Source organism: Streptomyces sp. NBC_00009, assembly GCF_045040855.1.
In the GTDB taxonomy this organism is placed as follows: domain Bacteria; phylum Actinomycetota; class Actinomycetes; order Streptomycetales; family Streptomycetaceae; genus Streptomyces; species Streptomyces aureus.
Window position 1 is genome coordinate 5980724 of record NZ_CP108312.1, and the last position, 24424, is coordinate 6005147.

At 70.8% G+C, this 24424-nt stretch carries 18 protein-coding genes; 7 read left to right on the forward strand and 11 right to left on the reverse strand.

From position 1 onward, the window contains the following. Nucleotides 1–356: 356 nt before the first annotated feature. Nucleotides 357–1466 carry an ADP-ribosylglycohydrolase family protein gene (locus OHA58_RS26995; RefSeq protein WP_405481950.1) on the reverse strand — a complete coding sequence of 370 codons (1110 nt, stop codon included), beginning with the start codon at nucleotides 1464–1466 and terminating at the stop codon, nucleotides 357–359. 34 nt (nucleotides 1467–1500) lie between these two features. Continuing rightward, complete coding sequence (locus tag OHA58_RS27000; RefSeq protein ID WP_405481952.1) at nucleotides 1501–2541, reverse strand: LacI family DNA-binding transcriptional regulator; 1041 nt, start codon at nucleotides 2539–2541, stop codon at nucleotides 1501–1503. A 273-nt stretch (nucleotides 2542–2814) separates the two neighbouring features. On the opposite strand from OHA58_RS27000, the gene OHA58_RS27005 reads away from it, so the two are divergent. The 3 genes from OHA58_RS27005 to OHA58_RS27015 all read left to right on the forward strand — a co-directional run bounded on the left by OHA58_RS27005 (nucleotide 2815) and on the right by OHA58_RS27015 (nucleotide 9941). Further along, nucleotides 2815–3546, forward strand: a complete 732-nt coding sequence (locus tag OHA58_RS27005) for a VIT1/CCC1 transporter family protein (protein ID WP_405481954.1) — start codon at nucleotides 2815–2817, stop codon at nucleotides 3544–3546. A gap of 346 nt (nucleotides 3547–3892) precedes the next feature. After that, a complete protein-coding gene (gltB, locus tag OHA58_RS27010; protein ID WP_405481956.1) occupies nucleotides 3893–8488 on the forward strand; it encodes a glutamate synthase large subunit in 4596 nt (1531 codons plus the stop codon). After that, entirely contained in the window at nucleotides 8481–9941 is a 1461-nt protein-coding gene (locus tag OHA58_RS27015; protein ID WP_266565336.1) for a glutamate synthase subunit beta, read from the forward strand. The genes gltB and OHA58_RS27015 overlap by 8 nt, the downstream gene beginning before the upstream one ends. 146 nt (nucleotides 9942–10087) lie before the next feature. Here OHA58_RS27015 and OHA58_RS27020 read toward each other — a convergent pair whose 3' ends face one another. Next, nucleotides 10088–11092 (reverse strand): hypothetical protein, encoded by a 1005-nt coding sequence (locus OHA58_RS27020; protein WP_405481958.1) that lies wholly within the window; start codon nucleotides 11090–11092, stop codon nucleotides 10088–10090. A gap of 175 nt (nucleotides 11093–11267) precedes the next feature. On the opposite strand from OHA58_RS27020, the gene OHA58_RS27025 reads away from it, so the two are divergent. Further along, entirely contained in the window at nucleotides 11268–11399 is a 132-nt protein-coding gene (locus OHA58_RS27025; protein WP_405481960.1) for a hypothetical protein, read from the forward strand. 162 nt (nucleotides 11400–11561) lie between these two features. Here OHA58_RS27025 and OHA58_RS27030 read toward each other — a convergent pair whose 3' ends face one another. The 3 genes from OHA58_RS27030 to OHA58_RS27040 form a co-directional block, all read right to left on the reverse strand. Continuing rightward, a complete protein-coding gene (locus tag OHA58_RS27030) occupies nucleotides 11562–12059 on the reverse strand; it encodes a hypothetical protein (protein WP_326776218.1) in 498 nt (165 codons plus the stop codon). A gap of 56 nt (nucleotides 12060–12115) precedes the next feature. Next, the gene (locus tag OHA58_RS27035) at nucleotides 12116–16819 is read right to left on the reverse strand and encodes a DUF6531 domain-containing protein (protein WP_405481962.1); all 4704 of its coding nucleotides are present in this window, start codon (nucleotides 16817–16819) and stop codon (nucleotides 12116–12118) included. Nucleotides 16820–16992: 173 nt separating this feature from the next. Then, on the reverse strand, nucleotides 16993–17898 hold the full coding sequence (locus OHA58_RS27040) for a chitosanase (protein WP_405481964.1): 906 nt from the start codon (nucleotides 17896–17898) through the stop codon (nucleotides 16993–16995). A 167-nt stretch (nucleotides 17899–18065) separates the two neighbouring features. On the opposite strand from OHA58_RS27040, the gene OHA58_RS27045 reads away from it, so the two are divergent. Both OHA58_RS27045 and OHA58_RS27050 read left to right on the forward strand, forming a co-directional pair. Beyond that, on the forward strand, nucleotides 18066–18284 hold the full coding sequence (locus OHA58_RS27045) for a hypothetical protein (protein ID WP_405481966.1): 219 nt from the start codon (nucleotides 18066–18068) through the stop codon (nucleotides 18282–18284). A gap of 24 nt (nucleotides 18285–18308) precedes the next feature. After that, entirely contained in the window at nucleotides 18309–19424 is a 1116-nt protein-coding gene (locus tag OHA58_RS27050) for a hypothetical protein (protein ID WP_405481967.1), read from the forward strand. A 12-nt stretch (nucleotides 19425–19436) separates the two neighbouring features. Here OHA58_RS27050 and OHA58_RS27055 read toward each other — a convergent pair whose 3' ends face one another. From OHA58_RS27055 to OHA58_RS27070, 4 genes are all read right to left on the reverse strand, one after another. Beyond that, complete coding sequence (locus OHA58_RS27055; RefSeq protein WP_405481968.1) at nucleotides 19437–20351, reverse strand: rhomboid family intramembrane serine protease; 915 nt, start codon at nucleotides 20349–20351, stop codon at nucleotides 19437–19439. A 73-nt stretch (nucleotides 20352–20424) separates the two neighbouring features. Next, nucleotides 20425–21375 carry an alpha/beta hydrolase fold domain-containing protein gene (locus tag OHA58_RS27060; protein ID WP_405481969.1) on the reverse strand — a complete coding sequence of 317 codons (951 nt, stop codon included), beginning with the start codon at nucleotides 21373–21375 and terminating at the stop codon, nucleotides 20425–20427. Then, nucleotides 21372–22100 (reverse strand): glucose 1-dehydrogenase, encoded by a 729-nt coding sequence (locus OHA58_RS27065; protein ID WP_405481970.1) that lies wholly within the window; start codon nucleotides 22098–22100, stop codon nucleotides 21372–21374. Before OHA58_RS27065 ends, OHA58_RS27060 begins: the two co-directional genes overlap by 4 nt. Next, nucleotides 22097–23221, reverse strand: coding sequence for an LLM class flavin-dependent oxidoreductase (locus OHA58_RS27070; protein ID WP_405481972.1), 1125 nt, complete (start codon nucleotides 23219–23221; stop codon nucleotides 22097–22099). The genes OHA58_RS27065 and OHA58_RS27070 overlap by 4 nt, the downstream gene beginning before the upstream one ends. 88 nt (nucleotides 23222–23309) lie before the next feature. Here OHA58_RS27070 and OHA58_RS27075 point away from each other — a divergent pair, with 88 nt between their 5' ends. Then, the gene (locus tag OHA58_RS27075; protein WP_405481973.1) at nucleotides 23310–23915 is read left to right on the forward strand and encodes a helix-turn-helix transcriptional regulator; all 606 of its coding nucleotides are present in this window, start codon (nucleotides 23310–23312) and stop codon (nucleotides 23913–23915) included. Here OHA58_RS27075 and OHA58_RS27080 read toward each other — a convergent pair. Continuing rightward, a complete protein-coding gene (locus OHA58_RS27080) occupies nucleotides 23840–24391 on the reverse strand; it encodes a flavin reductase family protein (protein ID WP_405481974.1) in 552 nt (183 codons plus the stop codon). The two genes, OHA58_RS27075 and OHA58_RS27080, sit on opposite strands and share 76 nt — an antisense overlap. Nucleotides 24392–24424 lie beyond the last annotated feature (33 nt).

Consider the following 24424-nt stretch of genomic DNA (forward strand, 5'->3'; position numbering starts at 1 on the left):
CTCACGCCCGTTGTGGGTGCGGGCCTGTTCTCGGCTTGTGGCTCGCGCCCGTTGTGGGTGCGGGGCCGGTCCGGTATGTCCGTCCTCGCTTGGATGGTTCGGCGTCGGATTTCGTAGGCGTCAGTTGTGTGTGCCGGCTCCGGGCGGACATACCGGCCCGGCCCCTTCCGTTCGGTCGCGGGTGCGGGTGCGGGTGCCACTGCGTTGGGGCCGGGGTCCGTCGACCCCCCTATGTGGGCGGGGGATGTGGGCGGGGTCTATGTGGGTGGGGGGCGGGGGCCTCCGCTCGTGTACGTGGGTGGGTGCGGGGTGGTGGGGTGGCCGCTCTGTGTGGGCTGTGGGGGTGGGGGTGGGGGTCATGGTGTGGCCCCCGCTGGGGGTTCGGGTGGGAGGGGCGGTTTGGGGGTCAAGGTGTTGGCGATGTCCAGGATGTGACGGCCCGTTATCGACGGGAGGCAGCTGCCCCGGGCCGGGCCGATCGTCGTCGCCCAGTCGGCGGGGATCGTGCGTTCGCCGCGTAGCGCGCCGGCCAGGGCGCCCGCCACCGCTGCCGTCGTGTCCGCGTCGCGGCCCATGTTCACCGCCATCAGGACCGACTCCCTGAACTCGCCCCGGGCCGCGGCGAACGCGCCGAAGGCCAGGCCCACCGCCTCGGGGGCCAGGTCCGGCCAGGGGTAGCCGCCGATCACCACGGCCCGGCGTACCTCTCGTTCCATGGAGAGCTGGGTGCCGTCGGGGTCGCGGCGGGCGCTGCGGGCCGCCGCCACCGCGCGGTGCAGCGAGCGCGCTGTCCAGGAGTCCTCGGGGATCGCGGACAGGGCTGCCTGGACCACCGTGTCCGGGTTGTGGCTCACCATCGCCGCCGCGACCCCGGCCGCCACCGCCCGGCCTCCGAGGATGCCCTCCCCGTCGTGCGACACCGAGCCGTCCACCGCTACGAGGCGTGCCGCCTCCGCCGGGCGGCCCGCCGCGTACACCCCGAACGGGGCCGCCCGCATGGCGAGTCCGTCGCTCCACGCGTGGCGGTGCTGCGCCGAGATGGGTGCCGCAAGGCCCCGGCGCAGGTTCTCCAGGGTTCCTCTCTCGCTGAAGCCCGCGCCCCGGAACGGGCCCTCGTCGCGGTCGGCGATCCATGTGTGCCAGGCCGCCTCGACATGTCCCACGGTGAGTGCCGAACCGTGGTCCGCGAGCAGCAGGCCCGAGAAGATCGCGTACTCGGTGTCGTCCGTGCCCGCCGGGTCCGGCGAGACGAAGCCCTCGATACGGCCCCATCGTTCGCGGATCTGCGACGGCTTCATGTTCTCGGCGGGCGCGCCGAGTGCGTCGCCCACCGCGAGGCCGAGCAGGGCTCCCCGGGCGCGGTCCCGCAGGGAGATCGCGGCCGGCGGCTGGCGGTGCGGGACCGTGCCGAGCCTTCGGGGACCTTCCGCGCCCGGCGACGGGTCGGGGTCGAGGCTGACGCTCATGGCGTGTTCGGGCTCTGCGAGGTGCGGTGGGCACTCATGTGGACCTCGTGTTCTCGGTCGGCGGTGCTGTGGATGCGCGGACCACCAGGCGCGGTGGGGCCGTGGCCGTGGTGCCGCGGGGGATCGGGGCCGTGCCGTCCAGGCGTTCCACCAGGAGTTCGGCCGCGCGCCGCCCGCGTTCTGCCGAGCCCAGGTCGACGCTGGTCAGCGGGGGCCACACGGACTGGGCGAGCACGCTGTCGTCCATCCCCGCGACCGCTACGTCCTGCGGTATGCGCAGGCCCCGCGCGTGCAGTGCGCGGGCCGCGCCGAGCGCCAGCTGGTCGTTGGCGCAGAACACGGCGTCGGGGCGCCGGCCGAGCAGTTCTCCGGCGGCCCGGGCGCCTGCCTCGATGCCGAAGCCGGTCTCGATGACCAGCGCGTCGTCGTACACGAGTCCGCACTCGGCGAGAGCCGCGCGGTAGCCCTCCTCTCGGTGCCGGCCGGGGACCGTGTCGGAGGGGCAGTTGATGAACGCGATGCGGCGGCAGCCGGTGTCGTGCAGATGGCGTACGGCGAGGGCCGCGCCCGTCACCGAGTCGGCGCGGACGCTGTCCACGGGCACCCCGGACGGCAGGGACCCCATGACCACGACGGGGCCCGCCGCGCAGGTCAGCGCGTCGATGTGGTCGTCGGTGATGCGGATGGGGCAGATGATCAGGCCGTCGCTGGTGCGGTCGCCGAGGCTGCGCAGGACGGCGAGTTCGTCGTCGACGACCGCGTCCGTGGAGTGCAGGAGCAGGCGGTAGCCATGGTTCTTGGTGACGCCTTGGACGGCGCGGACCATCGCCACGTAGGCCGGATTGCCGATGTCCGGCAGCGCGAACGTGAGCTGCCGGGTCCTGCCGTCCTTGAGGGAGCGGGCCACGGCGTTGGGTACGTAGCCGAGCTCCGACGCGGCGCGCTCCACCCGTTCGACGGTCTCCCGCCGCGCGCCCAGGCCGTTGAGGACACGGGAGACCGACGCGATGGAGACCCCGGCCTGCCGTGCGATCGACACGATCGTCGGCTGGCCGCCGCCCGGCACCGGAGACATGGGGTCGCTCCTCACCGCAGTTGGAAACGTTTACAGGTGTTGCGGCGATGTTTCCCCCGTCCGTCAACGCTCAGATCATGTGATCCATCTCTCGGGTGACGGTGAGGGCCGTTCGAGCGGGTGGGCAAAGCGGTCGAAAGCCCTGGTAAGTACGGCCTTCCTTGCTGGCGGGGGCCCGAATCCGTGCGTACTTTCGATGCTGTTGAGGGGGGAGACCGGGCCCGCGGGAACGCTGCGTGGCATCGGCTCCGTACGAGAGGAGCACTGGGCGAAATGGCCATCATCGAGACCGAAGCGACGCTGCACGACGCGCACCGCGACAACCACACGCACCGCGACGTCAACGGTGGCTGGCTGCGCCCCGCGGTGTTCGGCGCGATGGACGGACTCGTCTCGAACCTGGCCCTGATGACCGGTGTCGCGGGCGGCGCCGTTTCGCAGCAGACGATCATCATCACCGGGCTCTCCGGCCTTGCCGCCGGCGCCTTCTCCATGGCCGCCGGCGAGTACACCTCCGTCGCCTCCCAGCGCGAGCTGGTCGAGGCCGAACTCGACGTCGAGCGGCGGGAGTTGAGGAAGCACCCCGCGGACGAGGAGCGGGAGCTCGCCGAGCTGTACGTCTCGCGTGGCGTCGAGCCTGAGCTCGCCAGGGAAGTTGCGCGGCAGCTCTCGAAGGATCCCGAGCAGGCCCTCGAGATCCATGCCCGCGAGGAGCTGGGCATCGACCCGGGCGACCTGCCGTCGCCGACCGTCGCCGCCGTCTCCTCCTTCGGGTCCTTCGCGCTCGGCGCCCTGCTTCCGCTGCTGCCCTATCTGCTGGGTGCGAGCGCCCTGTGGCCCGCGGTCCTGCTCGCGCTTGTCGGCCTCTTCGCCTGTGGGGCGATCGTGGCCAAGGTGACGGCGCGGTCCTGGTGGTTCAGCGGGGTGCGCCAGCTGGCTCTCGGTGGTGCCGCGGCGGGTGTGACGTATCTCCTGGGCAGCCTGTTCGGTACGGCCGTAGGATGACGCCCCAGTGATGGCTATACGGGTCTCTGTATAAGTAGCCGTTACCTGGCGGTTTCGATTGCTTAACGGCGGGGCATGAGCCGTAAGCGCTGCGGGCAATGACGCCCGCCTCGCTCATGGACCCGCGGACATCGATCTGCCCGTGAAGGTTTCCTGATTCCGCTCCTGTTCCGTCCACGGGAGCGGCACTCACCGCGACCGCGGTGTCCGCATGTTGGAACGGACTATCCGGTTCCCGAGACTCGTTCCATCATGTAACCTGCACGAAATTTTGCACCCCAGCAGAGGGCCAACGTCGTCCCTCGGCAGATGTCATATGCCACGAAAAACGACGACGGGAGAGCCGATGCGCACGCCGCGCCAGCCGTCCCAGCACTCCATGAACCAGCCGTACATGGATGCTCGCCCTGCCGCCCAGGGCATGTACGACCCCCGCAACGAGCACGACGCCTGTGGCGTCGGCTTCGTGGCCACCCTCACCGGCGAGGCGAGCCACGCGCTGGTCGAACAGGCGCTCACGGTTCTGCGCAACCTGGAGCACCGAGGTGCCACCGGTTCCGAGCCCGACTCGGGTGACGGAGCGGGCATCCTGTCCCAGGTCCCGGACGCCTTCCTGCGCGCCGCGGTCTCCTTCGATCTGCCCGACGCCGGTGCGTACGCGGTCGGCATCGCCTTCCTGCCCGTCGACGAGGCCGACCACGCCGCCGCCGTCTCACAGATCGAGACGATCGCCGCCGCGGAGGGCCTCACCGTCCTCGGCTGGCGCGAGGTGCCGGTCGCCCCGCAGCTCCTCGGCGCCACCGCCCGCTCGACGATGCCGGCCTTCCGCCAGATCTTCGTCTCGGACGCCGACGGCACCGCGAAGGACATCGCGCTCGACCGCAAGGCCTTCGTCCTGCGCAAGCGCGCCGAGCGCGAGGCCGGCGTGTACTTCCCGTCGCTCTCCGCCCGCACCATCGTCTACAAGGGCATGCTGACCACCGGCCAGCTCGAGCCCTTCTTCCCCGACCTGTCGGACCGCCGATTCGCATCTGCGATCGCGCTCGTCCACTCGCGGTTCTCCACGAACACGTTCCCGAGCTGGCCGCTCGCGCACCCGTACCGCTTCGTCGCGCACAACGGTGAGATCAACACGGTCAAGGGCAACCGGAACTGGATGAAGGCGCGCGAGTCGCAGCTCGCCTCCGACCTGTTCGGGGCCGAGGACCTGTCGCGGATCTTCCCCGTCTGTACGCCCGACGCCTCGGACTCGGCGTCCTTCGACGAGGTGCTCGAACTGCTGCACCTCGGCGGCCGCTCCCTGCCGCACAGCGTCCTGATGATGATCCCGGAGGCCTGGGAGAACCACGCCTCCATGGCGGCCGACCGCCGCGCCTTCTACCAGTTCCACTCCGCGATGATGGAGCCCTGGGACGGCCCGGCGTGCGTGACCTTCACCGACGGTACGCAGGTGGGTGCCGTTCTCGACCGCAACGGTCTGCGCCCCGGCCGTTACTGGGTCACCGACGAGGGCCTCGTCGTCCTCGGCTCCGAGGTCGGCGTCCTCGACATCGACCCCGCGAAGGTCGTCCGCAAGGGCCGCCTCCAGCCCGGCAAGATGTTCCTCGTCGACACCGTCGAGCACCGCATCATCGAGGACGACGAGATCAAGGCCGGCCTGGCCGCCGACAAGCCGTACGCCGAGTGGCTCGAGGCCGGTGAGATCGAGCTCGAGGACCTCCCCGAGCGCGAGCACATCGTCCACACCCACGCCTCGGTCACCCGCCGCCAGCAGACCTTCGGCTACACCGAGGAAGAGCTGCGCGTCATCCTCACGCCGATGGCCAAGACCGGCGGCGAGCCGCTCGGCTCCATGGGCACGGACTCGCCGATCGCGGCGCTCTCCGCCCGCCCGCGGCTGATCTTCGACTACTTCACCCAGCTGTTCGCGCAGGTCACGAACCCGCCGCTGGACGCCATCCGCGAGGAGCTCGTCACCTCGCTGCGCTCCACCCTCGGCCCGCAGGGCAACCTGCTCGAGCCGAGCGCGGCCTCCTGCCGTTCGGTCACCCTGCCCTTCCCGGTGATCGACAACGACGAGCTGGCCAAGCTCATCCACATCAACGCCGACGGCGACATGCCCGGCATGAAGGCCGCGACCCTGTCCGGCCTGTACCGGGTCTCCGGCGGCGGCGACGCGCTCGCCGCCCGCATCGAGGAGATCTGCGCCGAGGCCGACGCCGCCATAGAGGCCGGCGCCCGCCTGATCGTGCTCTCCGACCGGCACTCCGACGCCGAGCACGCGCCGATCCCGTCGCTGCTGCTCACCGCGGCCGTCCACCACCACCTCATCCGCACGAAGCAGCGCACCGAGGTGGGCCTGCTCGTCGAGGCGGGCGATGTGCGCGAGGTCCACCACGTGGCCCTCCTCATCGGCTTCGGCGCCGCGGCCGTCAACCCGTACCTGGCGATGGAGTCCGTCGAGGACCTGGTCCGCGCCGGCACGTTCCTGCCCGGCATCGAGGCCGAGCAGGCCATCCGCAACCTGATCTACGCGCTCGGCAAGGGCGTCCTCAAGGTCATGTCCAAGATGGGCATCTCGACCGTCGCCTCCTACCGCGGCGCCCAGGTCTTCGAGGCCGTCGGCCTCGACGAGGCCTTCGTCGAGAAGTACTTCAACGGCACGGCGACGAAGATCGGCGGCGCCGGTCTCGACGTCATCGCCCAGGAGGTCGCCGCCCGCCACGCGAAGGCGTACCCGGCGAGCGGCATCGCGCCCGCGCACCGCGCCCTCGACATCGGCGGCGAGTACCAGTGGCGCCGCGAGGGCGAGCCGCACCTGTTCGACCCGGAGACGGTCTTCCGCCTCCAGCACGCGACGCGGGGCCGCCGCTACGACATCTTCAAGAAGTACACGGGCCGCGTGAACGAGCAGTCGGAGCGTCTGATGACGCTGCGTGGCCTCTTCGGCTTCAGGAGCGGCCGCGAAGCGATCTCCATCGACGAGGTCGAGCCGGTCAGCGAGATCGTCAAGCGGTTCTCCACGGGCGCCATGTCGTACGGCTCCATCTCCAAGGAGGCGCACGAGACCCTCGCCATCGCCATGAACCAGCTGGGCGCCAAGTCCAACACCGGTGAGGGCGGCGAGGACGCGGACCGGCTGTACGACCCGGCGCGCCGCTCCAGCATCAAGCAGGTCGCCTCCGGCCGCTTCGGTGTCACGAGCGAGTACCTGGTCAACGCGGACGACATCCAGATCAAGATGGCGCAGGGCGCCAAGCCCGGCGAGGGCGGCCAGCTGCCCGGCCACAAGGTCTACCCGTGGGTCGCCAAGACGCGTCACTCGACGCCGGGCGTCGGGCTCATCTCGCCGCCGCCGCACCACGACATCTACTCCATCGAGGACCTGGCCCAGCTGATCCACGACCTGAAGAACGCGAACCCGCAGGCGCGGATTCACGTGAAGCTGGTCTCCGAGGTCGGCGTCGGCACGGTCGCCGCGGGTGTCTCCAAGGCGCACGCCGACGTGGTGCTCATCTCCGGCCACGACGGCGGTACGGGCGCCTCGCCGCTGACCTCCCTCAAGCACGCCGGCGGTCCCTGGGAGCTCGGTCTCGCCGAGACCCAGCAGACCCTGCTGCTCAACGGCCTGCGCGACCGCATCGTCGTCCAGACCGACGGCCAGCTCAAGACCGGCCGCGACGTCGTCATCGCCGCGCTGCTCGGCGCCGAGGAGTTCGGTTTCGCGACCGCGCCGCTCGTCGTCTCCGGCTGCGTCATGATGCGCGTCTGCCACCTGGACACCTGCCCGGTCGGCATCGCCACGCAGAACCCCGTCCTGCGCGAGCGGTTCTCCGGCAAGGCCGAATTCGTCGTGAACTTCTTCGAGTTCATCGCCGAAGAGGTCCGCGAGATCCTCGCCGAGCTCGGCTTCCGTACCATCGAGGAGGCCGTCGGCCACGCCGAACTCCTCGACACCGAGCGGGCCGTGGACCACTGGAAGGCCCAGGGCCTCGACCTCGAGCCCCTCTTCTACGTCCCCGAGCTGCCCGAGGGCGCCGTGCGCCACCAGGTGATCACTCAGGACCACGGCCTGGAGAAGGCCCTGGACAACGAGCTGATCAAGCTGGCCGCCGACGCGCTCGCCGCGAACGCGCAGGCCGACGCCCAGCCGGTCCGCGCCCAGGTCGCGATCCGCAACATCAACCGCACGGTCGGCACCATGCTCGGCCACGAGGTGACGAAGAAGTTCGGTGGCGCGGGCCTGCCCGACGACACCATCGACATCACCTTCACCGGCTCCGCGGGCCAGTCGTTCGGCGCGTTCGTGCCGCGCGGTGTCACGCTGCGCCTGGAGGGCGACGCCAACGACTACGTCGGCAAGGGCCTGTCCGGCGGCCGCATCGTGGTCCGCCCGGACCGCGGCGCCGACCACCTCGCCGAGTACTCGACGATCGCGGGCAACACGATCGCGTACGGCGCCACGGGCGGCGAGCTGTTCCTGCGCGGCCGCACCGGCGAGCGCTTCTGTGTCCGCAACTCGGGCGCGACGGTCGTCTCGGAAGGCGTGGGCGACCACGGCTGCGAGTACATGACCGGTGGCCGCGCGGTCGTCCTCGGTGAGACCGGACGCAACTTCGCGGCCGGCATGTCGGGCGGCATCGCGTACGTCGTCGACCTGGACCTCGACAACGTAAATGCCTCGTCCCAGACGGCAGTCGAGGCCCTGGACGACACCGACAAGCAGTGGCTGCACGACGTCGTGCGCCGCCACGCCGAGGAGACCGGCTCGACGGTCGCCGAGAAGCTCCTCGCGGAGTGGACGGTGGCGGTGGACCGCTTCAGCAAGATCATCCCCAGCACGTACAAGGCAGTGCTCGCCGCCAAGGACGCCGCCGAGCGAGCCGGACTCTCCGAGTCCGAGACCACCGAGAAGATGATGGAGGCGGCGACCAATGGCTGATCCCAAGGGCTTTCTCAACCATGGCCGCGAGGTCGCCAAGACCCGTCCGGTCGGCGAGCGCGTGCGGGACTGGAACGAGGTCTACGTTCCCGGCTCCCTGCTCCCCATCATCAGCAAGCAGGCCGGCCGCTGCATGGACTGCGGCATCCCGTTCTGCCACAACGGCTGCCCGCTCGGGAACCTGATCCCCGAGTGGAACGACTACGCGTACCGCGAGGACTGGTCGGCGGCGCAGGAGCGGCTGCACGCCACCAACAACTTCCCGGAGTTCACCGGCCGCCTCTGCCCGGCGCCCTGTGAGTCGGCGTGCGTGCTCGGCATCAACCAGCCGGCCGTCACCATCAAGAACGTCGAGGTCTCGATCATCGACCAGGCGTGGGACCGCGGCGATGTCGCGCCCCAGGCCCCGGAGCGCCTCTCCGGCAAGACCGTCGCCGTCATCGGCTCGGGCCCGGCGGGCCTCGCCGCCGCCCAGCAGCTGACGCGGGCCGGCCACACGGTCGCCGTCTACGAGCGCGCCGACCGCATCGGCGGCCTGCTCCGCTACGGCATCCCCGAGTTCAAGATGGAGAAGCGCCACATCAACCGCCGCATCGAGCAGATGCGCGCGGAGGGCACCAAGTTCCGTACGGGCGTGGAGATCGGCCGCGACATAGACGCCGCGAAGCTGCGCAAGCGCTACGACGCCGTGGTCATCGCCGCCGGTGCCACGACCGCCCGCGACCTGCCGGTCCCGGGACGTGAACTCAAGGGCGTCTACCAGGCGATGGAGTACCTGCCCCTGGCCAACAAGGTCCAGGAGGGCGACTACGTCACCACGCCCGTCTCCGCCGAGGGCAAGCACGTCGTCGTCATCGGCGGCGGCGACACCGGCGCGGACTGCGTGGGCACCGCCCACCGCCAGGGCGCGGCCTCGGTCACGCAGCTGGAGATCATGCCGCGTCCGGGCGAGGACCGCAGCGCGGGCCAGCCCTGGCCGACGTTCCCCATGCTCTACAAGGTGACGTCCGCGCACGAGGAGGGCGGCGAGCGGGTCTACTCCGTGTCGACCACCCACTTCGAGGGCGACGAGGACGGCAACGTCCAGTACCTGCACCTCGTCGAGGTGGAGTTCATCGACGGCAAGCTGACGCAGAAGCCGGGCACGGAGCGCAGGATCCCCGCCCAGCTGGTCACGCTCGCGATGGGCTTCACGGGCACGGACCAGGACAACGGCCTCGTCTCCCAGTTCGCCCTGGACCTCGACGCGCGCGGAAACGTGGCGCGCGACGACGAGTTCCAGACCAACGTCCCCGGCGTCTTCGTCGCCGGTGACGCGGGCCGCGGCCAGTCGCTCATCGTGTGGGCCATCGCGGAGGGCCGCTCGGCCGCCCGCGGGGTCGACCGCTTCCTGACCGGCGTCAGCGAACTGCCGGCCCCGATCCGCCCGACGGACCGCTCCCTGACCGTCTGACCGACGCGACGGCGGCCTGAGGGCCCCTCAAAAGACGTCCCGTACAACGGCGTACGGAACTGAGCGCGACGCTCGCCCGAACTGTCCCCGACCGGACGCCTGGGCGGGCGTCGCGGTGCGTCGGTCCTCTGCCGCGCCGCGGTCACTCACTGCGTGACGAGCCGGAGCGGATGGTGCGGGTCGCGGGGGCACACGGCGATGGTCAGGCGGCCGCGGCCGGGGGAGACGCGGGTCGGGGTGTTGGCGCCCCGGGCACCACTGTCCTGCCGGTCCTCGTACGGGATCCAGCTGGTCCTGCTGGGATCCCACTCGGTGGCTGCCGCGGTCAGGAGCGGGAAGAGGTCCGCGTCGCAGGCGGCGCAGTTCAGGCGGGTCGGCCCCGTGAGGTTCCAGGCGATGTGACCGCCGACCTTCCAGCCGGGGGACGTCGACAGGTCCGACACGTAGACCTCGTCCTCGTCCTCCTCCTCGCCGTCGGGCGCGGCCCAGCGCTCGATGCGCTCCTGCAGCCCGGGGCCGAGCTCCTCGAACCACGGATACTCGGTGACCACTTCGGGGTGCAGGACGCACGCACTCGGGACGAGCTCCTCGCGGCCCACGACCTCGGGCACCGGCTGATCGGAGAGCGGCTCGGTGACGTCCGCGGCATGACGCCGTCGGAGGTGGACGTGCGGCTCGTGGCGGGACTTGCCGTGCCGCTCGTAGCCGCACCAGAACACCTGGAGCAGATCGCCCTCTTCGGGGAACGGCAGGCCGGGGACGTCACGGCGGTGGAGCTGGGCGACGGCGAGCAGCGGGATCGGCTCGCTGTCGGTCAGGTCCGGGGCGTGCCGGCCACGCTTGAAACCGGCGAGTTCGGCGCGCTCCTCGGCGTTCGGGCCGGACCGCGGATCGCGCCGCCAGGCCCGGTCCAGGATCTCCCGCTCGCGCAGGACATAGGCGTAGCGGTAGCCGCTGGACCGCTTGTGCGGGATCGTGCAGACCGGCCACGGCTCTCCTGCGGGCCAGAGCACCGGACCGCCGACCGAGCTGTCGTGCACCGTGGGGGTACCGTGCCGTGGATGCAGCCGGGTCGCCGAGCGGCGCAGCGCACCCAGCTCGGGGAAGAGCGCTTCGACGTCGACAGGGCGGGGCGGGGTGGTGCGCGGCATGGGTCAGGGCTCCCGGGCATCGGGTGTCGGTCACGGTCGGTCGGCGAGGGCGGAGGGGACTCTGTCCTTCGGGATCCGCTCAGGGTTTCCAGCCGGGGATCGCGGTGCGTACCCCCGCGGCGGGATTGTCCAGCCAGCCGGTCAGCTCGAAGCCCTGGTTGCCATAGGCGCGATCGTGCCGCTCTCGTCCACGAGTTCCGTGGGGGTGCCGACGAGGTCCGAGACGATGGCGAAGAAGCGGGAGTTGACCTCGCCGTCGGACAGCGGCCTGCGCTCGTACTGGACGAGCGGCCGGAAGCCGTCGTGATCCCAGGGGAGCGTGATGCCGGTGGCGGTGTCCGCCTGCTCGGCCAGGCAGGTGCCGTCCCAGGTGAAGCGGGTCTCGTCTGCCGCTAATCCGCCAGGTCGCGCACGGGCAGAGGGACGTCGTCCCTTTCCGGCTAGGCGGGCGTACGAATCAGAGACCCGCTCAACCGCGATTCTCGTAGCGGTAGTTGTAGTACTCCTTGCCGCCGACCAGGACCGAGGTGACACACCGCGGCAGACCGTCGGCGTCCCGCTCGACCTCCTGCGAGGTCTGCCGGGTGAAGCCGAGGGACACCCCGGGGATCACCGGGTACTCGGGCTGCGACGTGTCGACCGTCCAGCCCCGCTCTGCGGCGCGCGTGAAGAGGCTCTGGGCGGGGGTGGTGAACACCTCGTCCCCATCAAGCAGGACGCGGGTGCTGGACGTGCGGCCTTCGCCGGGCCACCACAGCTCGATCGCGGTGACGGCCGTGCCGCCCTCGACCAGGGCCTGTACACCGACGTGGTCGAGGGTCCAGGAAGCCTTCGCCGAGTTCCGGCTGGGACGGCGCAGCACGCGGGACTCGCCCCAGTTGTCGGGCGCCGCGGCGAGCGCTTCGTCGAGCGTCATGCCCAGCAGGATCGGCGCGACTCCGCGCGGCGGGTCGAGTACCAGATCCATCGGTTACCTCTTGCCTCTCGTTCTGTCATGACATGGCCGGTCGACGACGTCACAGGTCATTTGAGGATGTCGTAGTTTATCTTCCAGTCCTTCTCCTTCAACATTGCCTGGAACTTCTTGTTGTTCTCCAGGCTGCCGATCATGTCCTTGATGTGCGTGTCGTACTTGTCGCCGTACAGCTCCCGGATCTCGTCGATGTCCATTTTCATGGCCTGGTCCCAGCGCCCGGCGTCGATCAGCTCCCGCTGTTTGGCCCGCCATTCGTCGCTCTCCTTGCTGGAGCCCGTGCTGCTCAGCTCACGGTGGTCCTCGGCGTTCATACGGATCGCGGGGCCCATGCCGGCGCCGCCGCCGTTCTTGTTCGTCCGGAACCCAGCCATGTCCAGGTGAGAGTAGGACGCCTTCGCGGGGATGTGGTTGATCTCCTGGTCGACGGGGTTGATGCGCTTCTTGTCCTCGTCCAGGAGGTTGGCGGGTTTCATGCCGCTGTACCAACCGCCGCTCTCCGTGCACCCCTTGGCGATCAGGCCTTCGGGGTCCATGCGGGTGTGCGGGTTGGTGACGTACGCGACGGGGTTGGGCGCGGGGCCGAGACCGAGCGGGTCGGGGCTGGCGTAGCGTGCGGTGTCGGGGTCGTAGTGGCGCTGGCAGTTGTAGTGGAATCCGGTCTCGGCGTCGTCGTACTGCCCGGGGAAGCGCAGGGGGGTGTAGACGTCCGCGTCCCGGTTCCAGCCGGTGCCGCCCCATACGGTGGACCGGCCGCGCCAGGCGATCTCGCCCTGTTCGTCGACGAGTTCGCTGGGCGCGCCCACCAGGTCCGTAACGATCGTGAAGAACCGTGAGTCGACCTCGTCCTGCGGACCGCTGCCGGGGCCGATGCGGCGCTCCAGCTGGGTCAGGGGGCGGTGGCCCTCGTAGTCCCAGGTGGTGGTGATGTGGTGGGCGGTGTCCGTCTGTTCGGCGAGCCGGGTGCCGTCCCAGGTGAAGTGGACGGAGTGCACGATCGTGCGGCCGTCGTCGCCCATGCGGTGCTTGGCGGTGCGCCGCCCCAACGGGTCGTAGGTGTAGGCCCACCGGATGCCGTCCGGGGTGACGCAGGCGACCAGGCGGTTCTCCTCGTCCCAGGTATAGCGCCAGGTGTCCGGCTTCTTCGAGAGCCGCGTCTTCTGTCGCACAGTGGTGCGCCCCGCGGCGTCGTACTCGCAGCGGACCCGCCCCGCGGTCAGGACGCGAGTGCCCTCGTACGTGCGCTCTCCCCGGGCCTCGGTGCGAGCGGCTCGGTCGGGCCATTCGGCGCTGACCTGGTTGCCCGCGCTGTCGTACGCGTACGACTCCGACCAGTTCTCGGCCGTGACGCGCAGCGGGCGGCCGACCGGGTCGAGTTCGAAGTCGCGACCCGTGCCGAGCTGCTGGTCCCAGATCCGTTCCAGGTAGCCGTCGGCCCGGTAGGCGTAGGTGCGGTCGCGCAGCGTGCGGCCGTCGGCGGTCAGCTGCTGTGAGGTGAGCCGGCCCATCTCGTTCCACCCGGAGGTGAGCGTGACCGGTGCGTGAGCGGGGCCGAAGCTACGGGTCAGTTCCTTGCCCCACGCGTCGTGCGTGAAGGTCAGGGAACGGCCGTCGCTGAGCAGCCCGGTGCGGTTGCCCACCGTGTCGTAGGCCGAGTGCGTCACCGCGCCGGTGGGCGTGGTGCGGGTGATGCGGCGGCCCGCGGCGTCGTAGGCGAATCGGGTGGTGCGCCCGTCGACGGTCTCGGCGACGACCCGGCCGACCGCATCCCGCTCCAGCGTCAGCGTGGAGGTCGGCGAGTCCAGGGAACCGATTCGCCCTGCCGCGTCGTACGTGTAACGGGTGCGGCGGCCCGCCACGACCTTTTCGGTGACTCGGCCCATCCCGTCGTACGCGCTGGTGATGCGCGCGCCGAGCGGCGTGGTGCGCACGACGGGCCGGCCCAACGGGTCGTACGCGTAATGGACCGCGCGCCCGTCGAAGTCGGACTCGGAGGTCAGGTTGCCCGCGGCATCGTAGGTGTAACTCCAGCTCAGACCCTGCGGGTTGAGGACTTCGGTCAGGCGCAGTTCGGTGTCGTACGCGAACGAGTAGCGGGCACCGTCCGCGCCGGTGCGGGCGGCGAGCCGGTCGAAGTGCGTGTAATCGAACCGGGTCACGGCGCCCGTGGGGCCGGTGTGCGAGCTGCAGTTGCCCTCGGCGTCCCAGGTCCAGCGCTCCTCGGCGCCGTCGGGTGCCACACTGCGGGCGAGCCAGCCTTGGGGCAGCCATTCCAGGTGAGTGGTCGCGCCGCCGGGGGCGATGGCGCGGATCGGCCGCCCGAAATCGTCCCTGTCCACCGAGGCGGCGTGGCCGAGGGCATCGGTGCGGGACAGCACGAGGCCCGCCGCGTCGTGCGTGAGGTGCTCTCTCGCGCCGGTCGGGTCGGTCAGGGCGAGCAGTGCACCACTGGCGTCGTAGGTGAAGTGCGTCTGCGTGCCGTCCGGCGCGGTTACCCGGACACGGTTGCCGCGCTCGTCGAAGTCCTGGCGCCAGGTCGTGCTGTCGGCCTCGATGACCTCCACGGGCAGGTTGAGGCCGTTGTAGCGGGTCGTCGACTCGGTGCCGTCCGGCAACGTGATCCCGGTCAGGTTGCCCCGTTCGTCCCAGGTGAAGCGGGCGGTGTGGCCGAGTTGGTCGGTCCGTTCCAGCAGGTTGTCGTGGCGGTCCCAGACGAAGTGGACGGTGTGACCGAGCGGGTCGGTCTCGGAGACGGTCTGACCGAGCGCGTTGTGCCGGTTGACAGTGACCGCGCCGGTGGAGTCCGTGAAGCGGGTCTCACGGGCGGCGGTGTCGTAGGCGAAGCGGGAGGAGAGCGCACCGTCGGGGCCGATGGTCTCCACGACCCGGCCCGCGGCGGCGTACACGTACGCGTAGGTGTGGTCGTTGCGGTCGGTCCACGAGGTGACGCGGTGCTCGTCGTCGTAGGTGAAGCGCAGTGCGGCGGTGTCCGAGAAGGACGTGATCCCGGTCAGGTCGCCGTCTTCGTAGCGATAGGAGGCGACGCGGACGGATCCCTCCGCAGTTCGCAGGTCCAGGGCCGCGACGCGGCCGAGCGCCCGGTCACAGGTCACCCGCACGTCATAGCCGCCACTGTGGACGACAGCGCTCGGCAGGCCCTCGTCGTCCCGGACGATGTGCACGGTGTTGCCGTTGCGGTCCTCGATCTCGCCGAGCCAGTACAGGCCGCCGGAGGTGTAGGGGCTGCCGACGAACCGGCGGATACGGCCGGAGTACGGGTCGGTCGTGGCGTAGGTGATCTCACCCAGCGCGTTCCGGTCGACATACGTGAGCGGTACGCGCTCGCCCTCGGCAGGCAGCACCTCTTCGCCCGCCTCGCGCGGCAGTTGGGGATAGGCGAGCAGCGAGCCGTCCTCTCGCGCCCAGACTGCGCCGCTTCCCGTCAGCTCCAGGCGTTCGTCGAGGGTGGAGGCCCAGCTCGGCCCGAAACAGTGCCCGTAGCGGTATCCGGATATGTGAGTGCGCCGCAGCACCAGAGGCAGCACGCCCGGCAGTCCCAGGTCGTTCTGGGGCAGCACCATCTCGCCGCTCGCGACGTCGACCGGGTCGGTCTTGCAGCGGCGCCGGGTCAGGGCGATGGCTCTTTCGCGCGCGTTGGCCATGGCGTCCTTCAGCGAGCCGGGCCGACGCTTGCCCGTGCCGTCCAGGCGGGTGCGTTCGTCGTCCTTGCCGCCGTCCTTCTTGCCGCCGGCGATGGCGTTGACCTTGTCGCGGACGTCGTGGTCCTTACCCTTATGGATGCGGGAGGCGCCCTTGACCCGCTCCGGGACGGTCTCCGTGATGTGCTTGGTGATCTTCTTCAGGGCCTTCTCGGAGCCCTTGATCGCGCCGTGCAGCACGCTGTCGAAGACCTGGGTGAAGGGGTCGCGGCCTTTGCTGCGACCGAATGCTCCTCGGACCCGGCCCAGCGGGTCGGAGGCGGCCGTGCGCAGTTCGCCGCCGTGCCGGGAGACCTTTCCGGCGCCGTCCTCGAACTCGACGTGGTCGATACGGGTCCGCTTCTGTGGGCCGCCGCCGCCGCCGCCGCCGCCGCCACCACCGGCCGAGGCGAGATGCATGCCGCCCTTGCCGTCATGCCCGCCACCGCCACCGCCACCGCTGCCGCCGGCGGGCGGCACGGAGAACGCACCCTCGGCCAGGTCCAGGACCATGTCCTCGACCATCGCCTCCAGTTTGGCGTTGACCGGTTCGGTGACCTTGGCGATCACCTCGTCGACGATCCGGTCCACGGCCTCGTCGATGATGCGCTTGACGACCTGTCGCATCGCGGCGATCTCGGCGGCGCCGAGGACGGCGGACAGGCCGCCGGTGACCCAGGCCAGGCCGATGGACAGGCCCACGGTGCCGGCCATGACGGCGAGTTCTGCCTCGGCCTTGGTCTTCATCCAGAAGACGATCTCGGCGAGGGCGTCGCAGGCGTCCGCGAACAGCCGGGCAAGCTCGGGGAGTTTCTCCAGGTGACTGGCCTTCACCTGGTTCCAGTGCTTCTCCATGGAGTCGACGGCCCAGCCCTCGGAGGTGGACAGGATCCGGGAGAAAGCCTTGTGCGCGTCCCCGCCGTGGCCCTCGAACTTCTCCGCGAACTCCCTCATGGCTGTGGCCATTTCGCGGTAGTCGTCCTCGTCCACGTTCGGGAAGTTGATCCCGATGAACTCCAGGACCTCGTCAAGCCAGCCCGGAATCGTGTAGCCCATCCCCGTTTGCCTTCCCCCGTGGTGCGGCCGCCAGTGCGTGCGCAACCCATACGCACGTTCGAGGGTAGTTGGTGGGGGTGACACCTGTGCAGGTGGTGCCAGTGAGGGGCATGTGAACTGGGACTTGGGTGGGCGTCATATGCGTCTGTGTCGTGGGCCCACCGCTTCGGCGGTTACGGCACCCGGTACGTCTCCCCGTACACCTTCCACACCAGCGGTGTCTTCAGGGTCAGATTGCCGTCGTAGAGGAACTGCCGCTGGGCCGTGTCGATGCGGGTCGTGTCGCGGTCCGGCTTCTTCGCCTTCATCGCCTTGCGGCGGACGTCGAGGAAGATGTCGAGGTACTCCTTCTCCTTGCCGCCCTGTGACGGGATGTCGGCCTCCGCGATGGCGGCCTCGCGCAGGCCGTAGAAGCCGCTCGGGCCTGTGCCGGGGCCGTGCAGGACCATCGCGTCGTAGTAGATGAACTGGCCGAGCGTGCCCAGGCCGTCGAGCTTGGCGAGGCGGACGGCCGGGTCGAAGTAGACGCGGTCGCGCTCGGAGTTCTGGGCGGCGCGGAAGGCGGGGTCGGACGCCTCCTTCTTCCACGCCGCGGTGAAGCCGGGGTCGAGGCCCTCGTGGGAGTCCGTGCCGTCGACCTTGCGCAGGGCGGGCAGATAGCGGGCGAGGCCGTTGTCCGGGTGGGCCTTCGTGTACCGCTCGACGAGGGTGAGCAGGTCGTGTGTGCCGGTGCAGAAGCCGATGATCCCGGCCGTGTAGCCCTGGCCGTCGTCGATGTCCTCGATGTAGCCGTACTGGCCGCGCCAGTCGAGCGTCGAGTTCTCCGCGCTGGCCACGATCTGCTGGGCGAGGTCCTTCTTTGCGGGCGCGGCGAGGCCCGGCGGCAGGTCGGCGATGGCGTCGTCGTCGGCCTTCTTCTCCGCGGCGGCCTTGGCGGCCTTGGCGTCCGCGTCGGACCGGTGCGACGCGGACGCGCCGTGCGAGCCGCCCTTGCCGTCGTCGTGCCCCGGCGTGAAGAGGAACACCGCGACCGTGGCGACCGGAGCCACGGCCAGGAGGAGGCAGCCTGCGCGTTTCATGCGGCACAGATTACGTGGGCGACGCACCCGGATTTCGGGCGCGCCGGTCACCGTCGGATCACGGAACCGGGCGGTGGAGCGGCCGTCCCCGCTATTGACTAAAAGTCAGTCCGGCGCCAGTCTCGGGACGAGCCGAGCGCGAGCCGCGCGCTGACCGGGAGGTCGCTGTGAGCAACGAAGCACGGGCACAGCTGAGTACCGAACTGGGGGCCCAACCCCCGCAGTCCTTCGGGGAGTTGACCGAGGCGCAGACCCTGCTCCTCGCCACCTCCCTGCGCGGGGAGCGCGAGCGTCGCGCCGCCGGACTCGGGGACGCCGCCGAGGAGGCGCTGAAGCTGGTTCCCGCCCTCGCCCGCGGACCCGTCCGCCGCATCCTCTTCCGCTAGGGCCTCTCGTTAGGAGACGTGCACATGGCTGTCACGGACAAGCTGCGGGGCCGGGCCGAGGTCCTCAAGATCGCGAGGCTGCTCGACGCCGAACCCGAGAGCCTCGACTTCCTGCGGGAGCTGCCGCCGGACGACGTGCGCCGCTTCCACGAGCAGACGGTCGCCGCGCTGTTCGACCGGATGCCCGACATGCTGGACCGGATCGCCGCGGCCACCAAGCTGGTGCCCGCCGGGGTCGCCGCCGCGATCTCGCAGAAGGCGCTCGGGCCGCGCCTGGCCGCCGCGGTCGCCGGGCGCATCGACCCCCAGCGCGCCGCCGACATCATCGAGAAGCTGCCCGTACCGTTCACCGCCGAGTCGTGCGCACACCTCGACCCGCGCCGTATCCCCGGCATCGTGGACCGGCTCGACGAGAACCTCGTCGTCCGTATCGCGGTGGCGCTCGCCGAGCGCGGCGACCATCTGACGATGGGCCGCTTCGTCGGCCATCTGCGGGACGCGGCGCTGACCCGGATCCTGCCGCAGGTCGACGACGCGGCCGTGCTGCGCACCGGCTTCGCCATCGACCGGCCCGAACGCACCGGCCGCATCGTCGAGTTGATGGGGGCGGAGCGGTTGGCGCAGGTCATCGCGTCCGCCGCGAGCGAGGGGCTGTGGCCTCAGGCGCTGGCCGTGGCCGGGATGGTCACCGGGGAACAGCGCAGCCGGATCGCCTCGCTCACGGCGGCGCAGCCCGCCGGCCGGCTCGACTCCCTGGTCGGCACGGTCGCCGACGAGAACCTGTGGGAGTCCCTGCTTCCGCTGGTGGCGCTCCTCGGCGCGGAGGAGCGCCGGGTGGTCGCGGCGCTGCCGTCGCTACGGGCCGACGGGGTTCTCGAGGGTGTCGTACGGGCCGTGGTGGCGACGGGGCTGTGGGCGGAGTTCCTGCCGCTGGTGGAGGTCCTGCCGGACGAGTCCCGCCGGGAGGTCGCAGCGGCGGCCGGCGCGCTGCCCGCGCCCGAACTCGACGCGCTGGCCCGCGAGGTGGACAAGCAGGACCTGTGGGACCTGGTCCTGCCCCTGGTGGAGTTGATGGACGACGCCGGCAAGCAGCGGATCCTCGAACTCCCCGCGTTCCAGGAGCAGGAGCAGGCGAAGTAACAGCCCCTCCTTCTACGGCTGCTTGAGGAACGTCAGCGCCATAAGGAGTACGAACAGCCCCGCGCACGCCGAGCCCTGTACCAGGGTGCGGCGGGCGCGGGGCGCGTACGCGAGGGCGAGGGTCGCCGCTCCGCCCGTGAGCAGGCCGCCCAAGTGGCCCTGCCAGGAGGCGAATCCGGCCGAGATCAGCATCCACAGCAGGAAGTACGCCATGAACCGGTTGACGCCGCTCATGTCCGCGCCCAGGCGCCGCGCCATCACGTAGTACGCGGCGCCGAGCCCGAAGATCGCGCCCGACGCGCCGACCGTGAGGGTGCCCGGGGCGATCAGGTAGACGAGCACGGAGCTGCCGAACGCGGACAGGAGATAGACGGCGAGGTAGCGGACGCGGCCCAGTTGCGTCTCGACGACGCGGCCGAGGTTCCACAGCGAGAACATGTTGAACAGGATGTGCAGGATCCCGAAGACGCCCTCGGTGGCCGGCATGTGGAGGAACGCGCCGGTGATCATCCGGTACCACTCGCCCGCCACCACCCCCTCCGCGTGGAAGTCGGCCGGGAACCCGTCCTGGTACACGTAATGCCCGCCGTCAGGGCCGACGAGCCCCGCGCCCAGCATCCCGAACCGGTCCACGACGGCCGGGCGCACCAGCTCGGCGAGGTAGGCCACGATGTTCAGGCCCATCAGGACGTACGTGACGAGCGGGACGGCCGACACCCGTCCGCCGAAGACAGTGCGGGCCTGGCGGACCGAGCGGACGCCCTCCTTCACGCAGTCGGGGCAGTGGTGGCCGACGGCCGCCGACCGCATGCAGTCGGGGCAGATGGGCCGCTCGCAGCGGGTGCAGCCGACGTAGGTCTCCACCTTGGGATGGCGGTAGCAGGTGGTGACCGCGGGGGTCGTGGCGGGCTGGGACTCGGCATCCACGGCCGGCTCCTCTGAGGTTCGGGGAGGGGGACAGAGCCGGTGGGGACGGCGGCGAACAAAATAGCGAACGCCGTCAGGTGCCGGTACCCGGGGTGCGGGTCAGCCAGGTGGCGGCCCGCGCGAGCGCCGCGTCCGCCTCGGGCAGGAACCCGGCCGCGCCCAGGAACCCGTGGAACACCCCCGGATACAGCGCCACCTCCGCCCGCACCCCGGCCCGCGCGAGCCGCCGCGCGTAGGCGAGCCCCTCGTCGCGCAGCGGGTCGCAGTCCGCGAGGAGCACGAGGGCGGGCGGCAGCCCGTCGAGGTCGGGTGCGAGTCCGGGCGAGGCGGCGACGGGATCGCCGCCGGAGCCGAGGTACTGCTCCCAGTACCAGCGCATATGAGCCGTCGTGTGGAAGAACCCCCGCTCGAACGCCACCGGGGACTCGCCGCCGAGCCGGTGGTCGAGCACCGGGTACAGCAGCAACTGGCCCGCGACCGCCGGCCCCTCGGGATCGCCCTGGGCCCGCTGCGCGACGGCGGCGGCCAGGTTCCCGCCGCTGGAGTCCCCGGCGACGAACAGCCGGTCCGGGTCGCACCCCAGTTCCCGCGCGTGCGCGGCGGCCCACCGCGCCACGGCGTAGGCGTCGTGGGAGGCGGCCGGGAACGGGTGCTCGGGGGCGCGCCGGTAGTCGACGGATACGACCGACGCACCGGACAGCGCGGCGAGTTGACGGCAGAGCCCGTCGTGCGTGTCGAGGTCGCAGAGCACCCACCCGCCGCCGTGCAGGAACACCACGAGCGGGCGCGGGCCGTCGGACTCGGGTTCGTAGATCCGTACGGGCACGGGGGCGTCGAGATCCGGCGCGGACACCCGGCGCTCGGTCACCGACCGCATCGGCACGGCCGGCTTCCCGAGCCCCGCCCGCGCGGCGGTCCGCAGGGCGTCCGCGTCGAGGGGGCCGTCGGCCGGGTCGGGGAACGTGGCCGACATGGCGTCGCACAGGGTGCGCGCCTGCGGGGTGAGGGGGTCGTGCGTCGTCATCCCGCCGTCGACCCCCCGTCCACCGTGAACTCCGTGCCGGTGATGTACGAGGAGGCGTCCGACGCCAGGAACAGGACCAGCTCACCGACCTCCTCGGGGCGGCCCATCCGGCCCAGCGGAAGATGCGACCAGTCCTTGCCGGAGACCCCGGCGATCATCGGGGTGTCGATGGCGCCCGGGTGTACCGAGTTGACGCGGATCCCGTACCCCGCCAGGTCGAGCGCCGATGACCGGGTCAGGCCGCGAAGGCCGAACTTCGTGGAGCCGTACGCGGCGTGCCCCGGGATGCCGATGAGACCTGCCGTCGACGAGACGTTGACGACCGATCCGCCGCCCGCCTCCCTCATCGCGGGCACCACGGCCTGGATGCCGAGGAACGGGCCGAGGAGATTGACCCGGATCAGCTGCTCGAAGTTCTCCAGGGTCTCCTGCTCGACCGGGGCGGTGCGCCACAGTGCCGCGTTGTTGACCAGCGCGTCGATGCGTCCGAAGGCGCGGAGCGTGGCACCGACGACCTCGCCCCAGCTGTCCGGGTCCGACACGTCGTGCCGCACGAACAGCCCTTGCCCGCCGAGCGACTTGGCGACCTCGACGCCCTCCTCCTCCCGCACGTCCGTGACCACGACCCGCGCGCCGGCCGCCGCGGCGAGAGCGGCCTCCGCCGCGCCCTGACCGCGCCCCGCGCCCGTGATGACAACGACCTTGCCGTCCAGTGAGACCGTCACTTCGCCTCCAGTGCCCGGAAGTGCGGGATGACCTTCTCGCCCCACTGGCGGATGGTCTCCATGCACGCCTCCTGCGGGACCGTGCCCATCTGGATCAGGCACATCACCTCGTCCACGCCGATCTCGCGCAGCTGCTCGACGTAACTGATCGCGGTGTCCGCGGAGCCGTAGGCGTGTTCGGCGTTGTAGGTGCCGGTGTCGACCGGACGGGCCGGGATGTTCGCCTCGTGGAGTTTGGCGACGAGCTCCTCGCGGTCCTTGGCCATCGCGGCCACGTGGTCCTCGCCCTCTGCGTAGGAAGTGGGCGCGGGCGCGTTCCCGTACCAGTGCGCGATCGACTCGGCGAAGAAGCGCTGGCCGCGCGTGCCGAGGCGCAGCGCGAGGTCCGCGTCGTCGAGGACGACCGTCGGGCAGAGCGCCGAGAGGTGGTCGTTGACCTCGGTGGACACGAAGCGCTCGCCGGTGCGGGTCGCGATGGCCTCGTCGTAGACCTTCCGCATCGTGCGGACGTCGTCGGCGCCGGCGAAGCCCATCACCAGGGCCCCGATGCCGAGTTCGGCCGCGAGCTTGAGCGTGTCGTGCTTGGAGCAGGCCATGAAGAGAGGCGGGTGCGGGGTCTGCACCGGGCGCGGCAGGATCGCGCCGGGCCCGATGTCGATCGAGCCGTGCCACTCGAACTGCTCCTCCCGCCACGCCGAGGAGAAGATCCGCAGGGCCTCCTCCATCTGCGGATACGTGTCCTCGGGGCGGACCCCGTACATCCGCATCTCCTGCTTCGTCGCGCCGCGCCCCGCGCCGATGTCGACGCGGCCGCCGGTCAGCGAGTCGAGCATCGCGGCCCGCTCGGCGACGCGGACGGGGTGCTGGTAGCCGAAGGGCATCGTGACGACGCCGTGCCCGATGCGGATCTTCTCCGTACGGGCCGCGACCCAGGTCAGAAAGATCTCGGACGCGCTCATGTGCGCGTACTGGGTGAGGGAGTGGTGCTCGACCGCCCAGATGCGGTCGAAGCCCATCTCCTCGGCGAAGACGGCCTGTTCGACGCAGTCCTTGAGGACCTGGCGCTCGTTCTCTGGCGTCGGGTCGGCGAGCTGAGCCTCGAAGATCATGGAGAACTTCACGGGGATCCTCCCGAGTGACGTGTTTCTAATAGGAATACTTCTAGCAGGCATACGCATGGCGGGGGAAGGGGCTACGTAGACTGCGTGCGTGGTGAAGAAGAAGGCGGTAGACGACGCGGCCGGCGCAGAGCGCCCCGCACTCCCGGCGACCAGCTGGGCGGTGCTCGGACTGCTCTCCTTCGGTGAGGAGCTGTCCGGCTACGACCTGAAGAAGTGGTCCGACTGGTCCCTGCGCTTCTTCTACTGGAGCCCGTCGTTCAGCCAGATCTACAGCGAGCTCAAGCGCCTGGAGAAGGCCGGTTACGCGACCTCGCGGCTGGTCGCGCAGGAGACCGGCACCCGCGACAAGCGGGTCTACCGGATCACCGACGAAGGCATGGAGGCCGTGCGGACCTGGGCACGCGAGGCACCCGTCGACCCGCCCGTCCTCAAGCACGGGCCCATGCTGCGGCTCTGGCTCGGGCACCTGCTCGAAGGCGAGCAGATGCGTGAAGTGCTCGCGCGGCACCGGGAGTTCGCCGAGACGATGCGGGTGCGCGCGGAGGAGGACGTGGAGGGCGCGAAGGGCAACGAGGCCTGGACGTACCCCACGCTCACGCTCAAGTGGGCCGAGCGGTACTACGCGTCGGAGCGCGACCTCGCCGACGCCATGCTCGCGGACATCGAGGAGCTGGAGCGCGGCAAGCGCCCGTAGGTGCGGCGGAAGTAGAGCAGCGGCCCCGCGTCGCGGTGCGTGGTCAGTGAGGTGACCCGGCCGAGCGCGATGGCGTGGTCGCCGCCGTCGAGCACGTCGGCGAGTTCGCACTCGATCGTGGCGAGTGCTCCGTCGAGCAGGGGTGCGCCGTTGCCGCCCGGCCGCCAGGGCGTGCCCGCGAACTTGTCGCCGCCCGTCACCGCGAAGCGCCGGCACAGCTCGCGCTGGTCCTCGGCGAGGACGTTGGCGGCGAACCGGCCCGCCGCCCTGATCCGCGGCCAGGTCGTCGAGGTGTGTGCCGGGCAGAAGCAGACCAGGGGCGGGTCGAGCGAGACCGACGAGAACGACTGCACGGCCATGCCCGCGGGCCGGCCGTCTCCGTCGAGTGCGGTGATGACCGCGACGCCGGTACAGAAACCGGCGAGGGCGGACTTCAGGTCCTCGGCCGAGGTGGCGGGGTGGGTGGGGATCGGCATGCGAGGCCTCCAAGGAATGTGCCTACTAGGTAT

Excerpts from the sequence above, each read along its gene's own strand:
- OHA58_RS27035 (WP_405481962.1), bottom strand. The coding sequence starts at position 16,819 with ATGGGCTACACGATTCCGGGCTGGCTTGACGAGGTCCTGGAGTTCATC.
- OHA58_RS27015 (WP_266565336.1), top strand. The coding sequence starts at position 8,481 with ATGGCTGATCCCAAGGGCTTTCTCAACCATGGCCGCGAGGTCGCCAAG.
- OHA58_RS27020 (WP_405481958.1), bottom strand. The coding sequence starts at position 11,092 with ATGCCGCGCACCACCCCGCCCCGCCCTGTCGACGTCGAAGCGCTCTTC.
- OHA58_RS27060 (WP_405481969.1), bottom strand. The coding sequence starts at position 21,375 with ATGACGACGCACGACCCCCTCACCCCGCAGGCGCGCACCCTGTGCGAC.
- OHA58_RS27080 (WP_405481974.1), bottom strand. The coding sequence starts at position 24,391 with ATGCCGATCCCCACCCACCCCGCCACCTCGGCCGAGGACCTGAAGTCC.
- OHA58_RS27000 (WP_405481952.1), bottom strand. The coding sequence starts at position 2,541 with ATGTCTCCGGTGCCGGGCGGCGGCCAGCCGACGATCGTGTCGATCGCA.
- OHA58_RS26995 (WP_405481950.1), bottom strand. The coding sequence starts at position 1,466 with ATGAGCGTCAGCCTCGACCCCGACCCGTCGCCGGGCGCGGAAGGTCCC.
- OHA58_RS27030 (WP_326776218.1), bottom strand. The coding sequence starts at position 12,059 with ATGGATCTGGTACTCGACCCGCCGCGCGGAGTCGCGCCGATCCTGCTG.
- gltB (WP_405481956.1), top strand. The coding sequence starts at position 3,893 with ATGCGCACGCCGCGCCAGCCGTCCCAGCACTCCATGAACCAGCCGTAC.
- OHA58_RS27040 (WP_405481964.1), bottom strand. The coding sequence starts at position 17,898 with ATGAAACGCGCAGGCTGCCTCCTCCTGGCCGTGGCTCCGGTCGCCACG.
- OHA58_RS27050 (WP_405481967.1), top strand. The coding sequence starts at position 18,309 with ATGGCTGTCACGGACAAGCTGCGGGGCCGGGCCGAGGTCCTCAAGATC.
- OHA58_RS27005 (WP_405481954.1), top strand. The coding sequence starts at position 2,815 with ATGGCCATCATCGAGACCGAAGCGACGCTGCACGACGCGCACCGCGAC.